This window comes from Pseudomonas sp. NFACC45 (assembly GCF_900113505.1).
GTDB classification, from domain to species: Bacteria; Pseudomonadota; Gammaproteobacteria; order Pseudomonadales; family Pseudomonadaceae; genus Aquipseudomonas; species Aquipseudomonas tehranensis.
The window spans coordinates 73,218-85,098 of the sequence record NZ_FOPO01000005.1; the positions used below are offsets into that span (position 1 = coordinate 73,218).

At 62.0% G+C, this 11,881-nt stretch carries 11 protein-coding genes; 7 read left to right on the top strand and 4 right to left on the bottom strand.

Features of this window, described 5'->3' with window-relative positions:
* Positions 1 to 93: 93 nt before the first annotated feature.
* From BM132_RS10450 to BM132_RS10480, 7 genes are all read left to right on the top strand, one after another.
* Positions 94 to 915: an alpha/beta fold hydrolase gene (locus BM132_RS10450; RefSeq protein ID WP_092455111.1), complete on the top strand. Its 822-nt coding sequence runs from the start codon at positions 94 to 96 to the stop codon at positions 913 to 915.
* A gap of 131 nt (positions 916 to 1,046) precedes the next feature.
* Positions 1,047 to 1,988 (top strand): LysR family transcriptional regulator, encoded by a 942-nt coding sequence (locus BM132_RS10455; protein WP_092455113.1) that lies wholly within the window; start codon positions 1,047 to 1,049, stop codon positions 1,986 to 1,988.
* A complete protein-coding gene (locus BM132_RS10460; RefSeq protein WP_092455115.1) occupies positions 1,985 to 2,398 on the top strand; it encodes a DoxX family protein in 414 nt (137 codons plus the stop codon). The genes BM132_RS10455 and BM132_RS10460 overlap by 4 nt, the downstream gene beginning before the upstream one ends.
* Positions 2,391 to 3,017: an antibiotic biosynthesis monooxygenase gene (locus tag BM132_RS10465; RefSeq protein WP_092455117.1), complete on the top strand. Its 627-nt coding sequence runs from the start codon at positions 2,391 to 2,393 to the stop codon at positions 3,015 to 3,017. Before BM132_RS10460 ends, BM132_RS10465 begins: the two co-directional genes overlap by 8 nt.
* A 128-nt stretch (positions 3,018 to 3,145) precedes the next feature.
* Positions 3,146 to 4,984, top strand: coding sequence for an amidohydrolase (locus BM132_RS10470; protein WP_092455119.1), 1,839 nt, complete (start codon positions 3,146 to 3,148; stop codon positions 4,982 to 4,984).
* Between the two features lie 147 nt (positions 4,985 to 5,131).
* Positions 5,132 to 5,761, top strand: a complete 630-nt coding sequence (gene ycaC / locus BM132_RS10475) for an isochorismate family cysteine hydrolase YcaC (RefSeq protein ID WP_014337664.1) — start codon at positions 5,132 to 5,134, stop codon at positions 5,759 to 5,761.
* 249 nt (positions 5,762 to 6,010) lie between these two features.
* Positions 6,011 to 6,889 (top strand): LysR family transcriptional regulator, encoded by an 879-nt coding sequence (locus BM132_RS10480; protein WP_092455121.1) that lies wholly within the window; start codon positions 6,011 to 6,013, stop codon positions 6,887 to 6,889.
* Between the two features lie 55 nt (positions 6,890 to 6,944).
* Here BM132_RS10480 and BM132_RS10485 read toward each other — a convergent pair whose 3' ends face one another.
* From BM132_RS10485 to nuoM, 4 genes are all read right to left on the bottom strand, one after another.
* Entirely contained in the window at positions 6,945 to 7,421 is a 477-nt protein-coding gene (locus BM132_RS10485) for a hemerythrin domain-containing protein (RefSeq protein WP_047227744.1), read from the bottom strand.
* Positions 7,422 to 7,622: 201 nt separating this feature from the next.
* Positions 7,623 to 8,726 (bottom strand): NAD(P)/FAD-dependent oxidoreductase, encoded by a 1,104-nt coding sequence (locus BM132_RS10490; RefSeq protein ID WP_092399213.1) that lies wholly within the window; start codon positions 8,724 to 8,726, stop codon positions 7,623 to 7,625.
* A gap of 131 nt (positions 8,727 to 8,857) precedes the next feature.
* A complete protein-coding gene (gene nuoN / locus BM132_RS10495) occupies positions 8,858 to 10,321 on the bottom strand; it encodes an NADH-quinone oxidoreductase subunit NuoN (protein ID WP_047227742.1) in 1,464 nt (487 codons plus the stop codon).
* 7 nt (positions 10,322 to 10,328) lie between these two features.
* Positions 10,329 to 11,861 carry an NADH-quinone oxidoreductase subunit M gene (nuoM, locus tag BM132_RS10500; RefSeq protein WP_047227741.1) on the bottom strand — a complete coding sequence of 511 codons (1,533 nt, stop codon included), beginning with the start codon at positions 11,859 to 11,861 and terminating at the stop codon, positions 10,329 to 10,331.
* Between the last annotated feature and the right edge of the window lie 20 nt (positions 11,862 to 11,881).

An 11,881-nucleotide genomic window follows, 5' to 3' on the forward strand; every position in this document is an offset into this window, starting at 1 on the left:
GCCGGTTCCAAAAAAATTAACAACGTTTAACTCACACCAATGCCCCCTCTGGCCGGACCATTGAGCCATCCACTCATCTCAAGGAGTCACGTCATGAGCACCTTCATCACCCGCGACGGCACCGAGATTTACTACAAGGATTGGGGCAGTGGTCAACCGGTGGTCTTCAGCCATGGCTGGCCGTTGAACTCGGACAGTTGGGAGGCGCAGATGATGTTCCTGGCGTCCAACGGTTACCGCGTGATCGCCCATGACCGCCGCGGGCACGGGCGCTCCAGCCAGCCTTGGGACGGCAACGACATGGACACCTATGCCGATGACCTGGCCGAGCTGATCGAGCGGCTGGACCTCAAGAATGCGGTGCTGCTGGGCTTTTCCACCGGCGGTGGCGAAGTTGCCCGCTACATGGGTCGTCATGGTGCCGCCCGCGTCGCCAAACTCGGGCTGATTTCGGCGGTGACTCCGTTGATGCTCAAAACCCCGGCCAACCCGGGTGGCTTGCCCGTACAGGTGTTCGACGGTTTCCGCCAGGCCTCCCTGGCTGACCGTTCTCAGCTATACAAAGAAGTGGCCAGTTCGTTCTTCGGTGCCAACCGGCCGGGCGCCAAGGTCTCCCAGGGCATGATCGACTGGTTCTGGATGCAGGGCATGCTCGCCGGGCACAAGAACACCTACGACTGCATCAAGGCGTTCTCGGAGACGGATCTGTCCGAAGACCTGCGCAATATCGATGTGCCGACCCTGGTGGTCCATGGCGATGATGATCAGGTGGTCCCGATCGAAGCCGCGGGCATCGCCGCCGCCAAGTTGCTCAAGAACTCGCAGTTGCTGATCTACCCCGGCGCGCCGCATGGCCTGACCGATACCCACAAGGACCGCTTGAATGCGGACCTGCTGGCGTTCATCCAGGGTTGACCAAGCACTAACCTGTGGGAGCGGGCTTGCTCGCGAATGCGGTGGCACATTCGACATAAGTGTCCACTGACCCACCGCTTTCGCGAGCAAGCCCGCTCCCACAGGGCCGGTATTCAACAGGAATAGCACCCATGAACCGCAATGACTTGCGCCGCCTCGACATGAACCTGCTGGTGATCTTCGAGGCGCTGATGTTCGAGAAGAACCTGACCCGTGTCGCCGAAAAGCTGTTCATGGGCCAGCCGGCGGTGAGCGCCGCGCTGGGACGCTTGCGGGATCTGTTTGACGATCCGCTGCTGATTCGCAACGGTCGCGGTATGGAGCCGACGCCGCGGGCCCTGGCGATTCTGCGGGAACTGCAACCGGCGATGGATACGATCTCGGGCGCGGTCAGTCGAGCCAAGGCTTTCGATCCCTCTACCAGTTGCGACGTGTTCCGCATCGGCTTGTCCGATGATGCCGAGTTCGGCTTGTTTCCACCCTTGCTCAGTCAACTGCGCGAAGAGGCCCCCGGCATCATCGTGGTGGTGCGCCGGGCCAATTTTCTACTGATGTCGTCGCTGCTGGCCAGTGGCGAAATCAGCGTCGGCGTGAGTTACACCACCGACCTGCCGGCCAATGCCAAGCGCAAGAAACTGCGCGACATTCCCTGCAAGGTCTTACGCGGCGACCAGCGCCCAGGGCCGCTGACCTTGGACGAATACTGCGCGCGGCCCCATGCCATGGTTTCGTTTTCGGGCGACCTGAGCGGCAACATCGACCTGGACCTGGCCCGCATCGGTCGAACGCGCAAAGTGGTGTTGGCAGTGCCGCAGTTCAGCGGCCTGCGGGCCTTGCTGGCAGGCACCGAATTGATCGCCACCGTGCCTGACTACGCCGCCTGTGCGCTGGTGGAAGGCTGCGCGCTGCGTGCTGAGGATCCGCCGTTCCAGATCAATGCCGCCGAGTTGTCGATGGTTTGGAGCGGTGTGCATGACAACGATCCGGCCGAGCGCTGGCTGCGCTCGCGCATTGCCACCCATATGTCTCAACCGTTGCCGGCCGCCGCCTACCCGCAGGGAGCTCACCGATGAGCATTGTGGATGAACGTTCCCAGCAGGATCTGGGTTTGCTGTTCCTGCGCCTGAGCGGTGGGCTGTTTTTACTGTGGGTCCACGGGCTGCCCAAGCTGTTGCATTACAGCGTTGAGCTGACCCGTATCGAGGATCCGTTTCATCTGGGCGCCGCGCCCACCCTGATGCTGGCGATTTTCGCCGAAGTGCTTTGCCCCCTGTTGATCATGGCCGGGGTCCTCGTGCGTCTGGCGTGCGTGCCCATCCTGTTTCTGCTGGCCGTCGCGCTGGTGGTGGTACACCCGCAGTGGACCCTGGAAGAAGGGCAGTTCGGCTGGCTGCTGCTGATCGTATTTACCAGCGTGTTGATTGCCGGGCCTGGACGGCTGGCGATGAACACGCGTTTTGTTGGAGTGTTACGTCATGTCTGAACCTCAAACCGTTGATTCCACCCGCAACCCTGCAAAACCTGGCTTTGATGAAATCGTCACGCTGGTGATCAAGCACCGGATCAAGTCCGGCCAGGACGCGGCTTATGAGGCCTGGCTGCGCCGCACCGTGCGGGTGGCCGCTCAGTGGCCTGGGCACCTGGGTGTGGATGTGGTGCGGGGCAAGCAGGGCGGGTTGTCGCTGTTTACCTGCGTGCTGCGTTTCTGCTCCACCGAGGCGATGCAACGCTGGCTGGATTCGCCCCAGCGCCGCGAGTTGGTGGAAGAAGCCGCGCCGCTGCTGGCCGATGGCGACCAGACCGAAGTCGCCCCCCATAAGGAGTTCTGGTTCGCGCCGTTGGCGGATGCCTCCATCCCCCCGCCACGCTGGAAACAGGCGGTGGTGACGCTGTTGGTCATCCTGCCCCACACCTTGCTGGTGCCGCTGATCTGGGGACCTTTGCTGCAACTGCACGCATTTCTTTCCAACTACGTAGTCGCCACGTTCCTGATCACCCTGACCATCGTGCTGTCGGTGGTGTACGTGTGCATGCCGCTGGCGACCCGCCTGTTCGCGCCGTGGCTGGAAGCCTCCCAAACCCACGAACACCTGGAGCCCTAAGCAGCGCCGAGCTGTTGTGACAACCACTGTTGTGGCGAGGGGATTTATCCCCGTGGGATCGCGAAGCGACCCCTCTAGATGCCACCACCGATTGATTCACCTGCACATTTATCGCCAAAGGACATCCGATGAACGCCGATCTGATTCTATTCAATGGCCAGTTCCATACCGTTGACCGTGAGAAGCCCCGCGCCAGTGCGGTCGCCATCAGCCAGGGGCGCTTCGTCGCGGTAGGGACCGACGCCGAGGCCATGGCCCTGCGCGGCAGCGGCACCCAAGTCATCGACCTCAAGGGCCGTACCGTCATCCCCGGGCTCAATGACTCGCACTTGCACCTGATCCGTGGGGGCCTGAACTACAACCTGGAACTGCGCTGGGAAGGCGTGCCGTCGCTGGCCGATGCCCTGCGTATGCTCAAGGACCAGGCCGACCGCACGCCAACGCCACAGTGGGTGCGTGTGGTGGGCGGCTGGAACGAATTCCAGTTTGCCGAAAAGCGCATGCCGACCCTGGAAGAACTCAACCAGGCCGCTCCCGATACGCCGGTGTTCGTCTTGCATCTGTATGACCGTGCCTTGCTCAACCGCGCAGCCTTGCGAGTGGCCGGCTACACCCGCGACACGCCAAACCCGCCGGGCGGCGAGATCGTGCGCGACAGCAAGGGCGAACCCACCGGCATGCTGGTGGCGCGGCCCAACGCAATGATCCTTTACTCGACCTTGGCCAAGGGGCCGAAGCTGCCTTTGGAGTACCAGGTCAACTCCACGCGCCAATTCATGCGTGAACTCAATCGCCTGGGCCTGACCAGCGCCATCGATGCCGGCGGCGGCTTCCAGAATTACCCGGATGATTACGCGGTGATCGAGCAGTTGGCGCGCGAGCAGCAGTTGACGGTGCGCATCGCCTACAACCTGTTCACCCAGAAGCCCAAGGAAGAACTCACCGACTTCAAGAACTGGACCGGCAGCGTCAAGTTGCACCAGGGCGATGACTTCCTGCGGCACAACGGCGCCGGTGAGATGTTGGTGTTTTCGGCAGCGGATTTTGAAGACTTCCTCGAGCCGCGCCCGGACCTGCCAGCGGGCATGGAGCAAGATCTGGAGCCGGTGGTTCGGCACCTGGTGGAGCAGCGCTGGCCGTTCCGCCTGCATGCTACCTACGACGAGTCCATCAGCCGCATGCTTGACGTATTCGAGAAGGTCAACCGCGACATTCCGTTCAACGGCCTGCCGTGGTTCTTCGACCATGCCGAGACCATCACACCGAAGAACATCGAACGCGTGCGAGCGCTGGGTGGAGGCATTGCGATCCAGGACCGCATGGCCTTCCAGGGTGAATATTTCGTCGACCGCTACGGTACCAAGGCCGCTGAAGCCACGCCACCGATCAAGCGCATGCTGGCCGAAGGCGTGCCGGTGGGCGCCGGCACCGACGCCACCCGGGTGTCGAGCTACAACCCCTGGACTTCGCTGTACTGGATGGTCAGCGGTCGCACCGTCGGCGGTCTGGCACTGCACGAAGAGGGGCTGCCGCGCCTGACGGCGCTGGAACTGTTCACCCATGGCAGTGCCTGGTTCTCCTCGGAGCAGGGCAAGAAAGGCCAGATCAAGGTGGGCCAACTGGCGGACCTGGCGGCGCTGAGTGCGGATTTCTTCAGCGTCGAGGAAGAGGCCATCAAGTGGATCGAGTCCGTGCTGACAGTGGTCGACGGCAAGGTGGTGTACGCCGCCGGCGACTTCGAAAAACTCGGCCCCGCCAGTGTGCCGGTGCTCCCGGACTGGTCGCCGGTGGTCAAGGTGCCCGGCCACTGGCGCCCGACTTCACCGTTGCAGGCGCAAGTCCACCAGTGCAGCGGTCCGTGCACGGTGCACGCCCATAGCCATGAACGGGCGCGGTTGTCGAACGTTCCGGTCAGCGATTTTCAGGGTTTCTGGGGCGCGTTTGGCTGCTCCTGCTTTGCCTTCTGACTGACACACCGTTTCTCCCCTGTGGGAGCGAGCCTGCTCGCGAAGGCGTCGGCAAATCCGACGTCGCCGCAAGCTGACATACCGTCATCGCGAGCAGGCTCGCTCCCACATTGTTTTTCAATACATCCAACCCAAAGGAGTCATCCCATGAGCAACGTTCCCGCTTACAACCGCCTGAACAAGGACGACGCGGTCGTTCTGCTGGTCGATCACCAGACCGGCCTGATTTCCCTGGTCCAGGACTTTTCGCCCAACGAGTTCAAGAACAACGTGCTGGCCTTGGCTGACCTGGCGAAGTTTTTCGAACTGCCTACCATCCTGACCACCAGCTTCGAACAGGGTCCTAACGGCCCGATCGTGCCGGAGCTCAAGGAAATGTTCCCGGACGCGCCGTACATCCCGCGCCCGGGCCAGATCAATGCCTGGGACAATGAAGACTTCGTCAAGGCGATCAAGGCCACCGGCCGCAAGCAACTGATCATCGCTGGCGTGGTCACCGATGTCTGCGTTGCATTCCCGACGCTGTCGGCGTTGGCCGAAGGTTTCGACGTGTTCGTCGTCACCGACGCTTCGGGTACGTTCAACGAAACCGTGCAACAGGCGGCCTGGGTGCGCATGACTGCGGCCGGCGCGCAGATGATGAACTGGTTCTCGGTGGCCTGTGAGCTGCACCGTGACTGGCGCAACGACATCGAGGGCCTGGGCAATCTGCTGTCCCAGCGGATTCCGAACTACCGCAACCTGATGAACAGCTATTCGGCGCTGACTGCCAAGTAAGCGCCGTGGCTGCTGCTGGATGACGCCCGCCTTGTGCGGGCGTTTTTGCGCCCGGCATCCACTTTTCCGCAAGCTGAGCCGCCGTCATCGCGAGCAGGCTCGCTCCCACATTTATCCAGGGTGACTACAGATTCCTGTGGGAGCAAAGCTTGCTCGCGATGACGGCGGCACCTTCACCCTCTATGCAACCTGTCTCCCCCTATCCACAATACCCACCAGAACATCCTGACTGTCCACCCTGGAATGACAATGAACCCCTTCGAAGAAATGCGCATTTTTGCCCAGGTCATGGAGTCGGGCAGTTTCACCGCAGCGGCGGAAAAACTGGGGCTGTCCAAGCAGTTCGTCAGCCGCAAGCTCATGGAGCTGGAGCAGCGGCTGGGCGTGCGTTTGCTCAATCGCTCGACACGCCGGCTGGATGTGACCCCGCTGGGCCAGCGCTATTACGAAGCTGCGCTGCGCCTGCTCAATGAAGTCGAACAGGTGGAGCAGGGCATCAGCGGCCAGACCAGCGAGCCGCGGGGCACCATTCGTCTCAGCGCACCGCTGTCGTTCGCGGTCGCGCACCTGGGCAGCTTGCTACCACTGTTCTTGCAGCGCCATCAAGAGGTGAGTGTCGAGGTGGATTTGAGTGACCGCTCGGTTGACCTGCTGGGGGAAGGCTACGACATCGCGCTGCGCATTGGTGTGCTGGAAGATTCGACGTTGATCGCCCGGCGCATTGCGACCATCGAGCGGGTGTACTGCGCCAGTCCCGTCTATCTGGCGCAACGCGGCACCCCCGAACGACCGGAAGACCTGCGCAATCACGATTGCCTGCCCTATGGGCATAGCCGTCAAGTGCAATGGCGATTCGGTGGAAGCAGTAAACCGCTGACCTTGGAGGTCGCCGGACGCATGCGCGCCAATAACGGTGATTTGCTCAGGGATGCGGCTGTCGCTGGCATGGGCATCACGTACCTGCCGACGTTCATTGTCGGTGATGCATTGAAGGACGGTCGATTGATCAAGGTGCTCGAAGGCTTCGAGACAGAGGCGTTGGCGCTGTCGGCGGTCTATCCGCAACATCGGCAAAGTTCACGCCCGGTGCAGGCGCTAGTGGAGTTCTTGCGAGAACAGATGCAGTGAGCTGCCCGGCTGCGTTCAGCCGTGGCAAACGGCTGAACGCATCGGCAGTGCCTGATCAGGCGGCCAGGCTGGAGCTGCTCATTTCTTTTTTATACTGCGCCTTCATGGCCTCCATCTGCTCGCCCAGCGACTCCAGCGTCGCTTTGCCCAGCAGTTTTTTGGCTTGAGGGAACATCTCGGTTTCTTCTTCTTCGATATGGTGCTCAAGCAACTCTTTGACCACTTTCACCCGGCCGGCAAATTCTGGCGTGGACGGGTCAGTGTTCTTCAGGTCCGGCAGCACCAGCGAGTCGACCGTGCGATGTTCTTCCTTGGCCTCGTAGTACATCTCGGCCTGCTCCTTGCCGCCGGCCTGCTTGTAGGCCGGATAAAGAATTTCTTCTTCCAGTCGGGTATGAATGGAAATTTCCATTTCCAGTTTCGCCAACAGGTCGGTGCGTTTCTTGATGCCGCGGCTGGTTGATTCGCTCAGCTGGGCAAGGATGGCCTTGACGCGTTCATGGTCGGCTTTCAACAGGTCGATGGCGTTCATAAGTAGCTCCTGGCAATTCACGGATGCGGGCCGGCTTCAAGCGCCTGCGCCGCGTTCCAGGGAAATTGCATCAGCCGTGCCAGCCAAGGTTTTTTGCAAAGTCTTTTAAAAACAACAGGTTATATAAGTCTGTATTTAGCTCGTCGTGCAGCCTGCATGAGGGCAGGAAAAAATGCATTGCACTTTGCGCTGCCCCAACCGCTAAACCATCAGTTGCCGCACCCGCCCGGCAAGCGCCAGGCATGAAGTCAGCCCGGGCGATTCGATCCCGAACAGATTGATCAGCCCCGGGACCTGATGCTCGGCGGGGCTGCTGATGAGGAAGTCGCGGGCGGGCTCGTCGGGGCCGGAAATTTTCGGACGGATGCCGCTATAACCCGGTTGCAGGCTTTGGTCCGGCAAGTCAGGCCAATAACTGCGAATCGCCGGATAAAAGGCCTCGGCCCGGGCCGGGTCCACACGGTAGTCCTCGCGCTCGATCCACTCGGTGTCCGGACCGAACCGGGCCTGGCCCGCCAAATCCAGGGTCATGTGAATACCCAGACCGGCAGCTTCCGGAGCGGGGTAGATCAGATGCCGGAAAGGCGCGCGTCCGGTCAGGCTGAAGTAGTTGCCCTTGCACAAATAATCGCGGGGCACCGAGTGCAGCGCCAGCCCCTCGATACAGCGGGCGAGGGCGGGCGCCTGGAGGCCAGCCGCATTGATCAGGCGGCGGCAGGACAGACTCATCTGCGCCGTACCACCCAATTGCAGCATGAAACCACCGGTGAGGGTCCGCGCCCTCAGCAAGGGTGTGTGGAATACGATGTCGGCACCGGCCGCTTCGGCATCGCCCTGCAAGGCCAGCATCAGCGCATGGGCGTCGACGATACCGGTGGAGGGCGAATACAGCGCGGCGACACACGCCAGGGCCGGCTCCAGCGCCTGGGCCTGTTGCTGAGCGAGCAGACGCAGGTCGTCGACACCGTTCTTCAATCCTCGCTCAAGCAAGGCCTTGAGCCCCTCCACCTGAAGCTGATCCTTGGCAACGATCAATTTACCAAGCCTTTGGGTCGCGACGCCGTGACTGTCGCAATACGCGTACAACCGCTGGCGACCCTCGACGCACAGCTGCGCCTTGAGGCTTCCCGGTGGGTAATAGATGCCGGCATGGATGACTTCGGAATTGCGCGAGCTGGTGCCCATGCCGATGGCTTCGCCGGCTTCGATCAACAGCACTTCGTGACCGGCCTGGGCCAGTTCCCGAGCCACGGCGAGCCCGACCACGCCAGCGCCCACCACCACGCAATCGATGTCCATGCCCAAACCCTTTCCCCTTGCAGTCGTCTATGCTCAAGCGCCTCAGGATAGCCCGGCGCAGGCGACTTCTACAGCCCAAAAAAAATGCCCGTATCTGGCGATACGGGCATTTTTTGATGACTACACCGTTCGGGCGATCAGCCCGTCAGGCCAGCCTGCTGGACCAACGTCAGCAACGGCTGCGGGTACACACCGAGGAAGAACGCCAGTACGGCGATGGCCAGCAGCATCACGCCGCCTGCCTTCTGTTCCCAGTGCAGCTCGGCATCGTGGCGACGCAGGTTCGGTTCCATCAGGTACAGGGTGACCATGACGCGCAGGTAGTAGAACACGCCGATGGCACTGCCCAGCACCAGGGAGCCGACCAGCCACCATTGGTGCGCCTCGACGCCGGTGGCGATGATGTAGAACTTGCCGATGAAACCGGCGGTCAGCGGGATACCGGCCAGGGACAGCATCATCACGGTCAGTACGGCGGTCAGGTACGGACGGCGCCAGAACAGGCCGCGGTATTCGTACAGGGCGTCGGCGTCGCGGCCGTTGTACGGCGAGGACATCAGGGTGATCACGCCGAAGGCGCCGAGGCTGGTGATCACGTAGGTGACCAGGTACACGCCGATGGCTTCCACGGCCAGGCCCTTGCTGGCGATCAGGGCGATCAGCAGGTAACCGAAGTGGGCGATGGACGAGTAACCCAGCAGACGCTTGAGGTTGCTCTGGGTCAACGCCAGCAGGTTACCGAACAGGATCGACGCGATGGCGATGATGGTCAGCACGTCGCTCAGTACACCGCTGCTGGCCACTGGCGAGATCTGGAACAACCGCACCATCACTGCGAACACCGCGACTTTCGACGCGGTGGCCAGGAACGCCGCCACCGGCGCCGGGGCGCCTTCGTAGACGTCCGGGGTCCAGAGGTGGAAGGGCACCAGCGACAGCTTGAACGCCAGGCCGATCAGCATCATGCCCAGGCCCAGTTGCGCGATCGGGCTTGGCAGGCCCGTGGCCGCCAGAGCCTGACCGATGCCGACGAAGCTCAGGGTGCCGGCTTCGGCGTAGAGCAGGGCCATGCCGAACAACAGGAACGCGGAACCGGCGGCCGACAGCACCATGTACTTGATGCCGGCTTCCAGGGAGCGTTTGTTGAAGAAGGCATAGGCCACCAGACCGTAGACCGGCACCGACAGCAGCTCCAGGCCGATGAACAGGCTGGCCAGGTGCTGTGCGCTTACCAAAACCAGGCCACCGGCGGCGGCCATCAGGATCAGCAGGTACAGTTCTTCACGGTTGCCCGGGTAACCCGTACCGCCATCGCCGAGGTAGGCGTGGGCGAGGGTGACGCAGGCGAGGGTGGCGACCAGGATCAGCGCCATGTACAGGCACGCGAAGCTGTCGATCTGCAACAGCGGTGTGACCGCCAGCGGCGCGACTTTCAGGGCCGGCAGAATCGACAGCAGGGCCAGGTTCAGCCCCGCCACCGACAGCAGGAAGGTCTGTGAGTGATTACGCCGCCAGGCGATCGCCAGCATCACCACGATGATCGTGGCGCTGGTGATCAACAGCGGCGCAAGCGCGATAAAGTGTTGAATCGTGAATTCCATAGCGCTCTTACCGGGCCGAAGCGAGTTGAGAGAAGGCGGTGCCGAGCCACTGCTGCACGCCATGCATCGTGGCGGCAGAAGTGTCGAGGAACGGTTGCGGGTAGACGCCGAGGTAAACCAGCAGCACCGCAAGGCCGAGCACCATGATCAGTTCGCGACCGTCCATGCCGCGCAGTACTTCATCCGACTTGGTCGGACCGAAGTAGGCGCGGTGGATCATGATCAGCGAGTAGACCGAACCGAACACCAGGCCAGACGTAGCGATGGCGGTGATCCATGGAGCGCTGACGAACGAGCCGATCAGGATCAGGAACTCGCCGACAAAGTTACCGGTGCCCGGCAGGCCCAGGGACGCCGCCGCGAAGAACAGGCTGATGGCCGGCAGGTACGCGATGCGCGACCAGATGCCGCCCATTTCACGCATGTCCCGAGTGTGCAGACGCTCGTACAACTGGCCGCTGAGGATAAACAGTGCCGCCGCCGACAGGCCGTGGGCCAGCATCTGGATCACCGCGCCTTGCAGGGCCAACTGGCTGCCGGAGTAGATCCCGATCAGCACAAAGCCCATGTGCGAAACGCTGGAGAAGGCGATCAGGCGCTTGATGTCGGTCTGGGCGAACGCCAGGAACGCACCGTAGAAAATCCCGATCAGACCCAGGGTCATGGCAATCGGCGCAAACTCGGCCGAGGCGTTGGGGAACAGCGGCAGGGCGAAGCGCAGCAGGCCATAGGCCGCCGTCTTGAGCAGGATACCGGCCAGGTCCACGGAACCGGCGGTCGGTGCCTGGGCGTGGGCGTCCGGCAGCCAGGAGTGGAACGGCACCACCGGCAGCTTCACCGCGAAGGCGATGAAGAAGCCCAGCATCAGCACGTATTCGGTGGTGCGCGACATCTGCACTTTCAACAGGTCGGCGTAGTTGAAGGTAATCACGCCGGTGTTGTTGAAGTTGACCAGCACCAGACCCAGGATCGCCACCAGCATGATCAGGCCGGAAGCCTGGGTGAAGATGAAGAACTTGGTCGCCGCGTAGATCCGGGTTTTCTTGCCGTCCGAAGAACTGTGACCCCAGAGCGCGATGAGGAAGTACATCGGCACCAGCATCATTTCCCAGAAGAAGAAGAACATGAACAGGTCCAGCGCCAGGAACACGCCGACGACACCGCCCAGGATCCACATCAGGTTCAGGTGGAAGAAACCGACGTGACGCTGGATCTCTTTCCAGGAGCACAGGACCGAGAGGATACCCAGCAGGCCGGTCAGCAGGATCATCAGCAGCGACAGGCCGTCGAGGGCCAGGTGCACGCTGATACCGAAGCGTTCGATCCAGATGTGCTTGAACTCAAGCGCCCAGGTCGGATCGGCGCCAGGGGCCGGAGCAAATGAATAGTCGCCGGTCGCCCAGAGCCAGAGGCCGAGTGCGAGTTCCAGGGACATGGTCAGCAGCGCAATCCAGCGCGGGAGGGTGGAGCTTGAACGCTCCGCCATCCAGCACAGCAGGCCGCCGATGAAGGGGATCAGGATTAGCCAGGGCAGAATCATGACGGGCTCGTTTCCTTTCG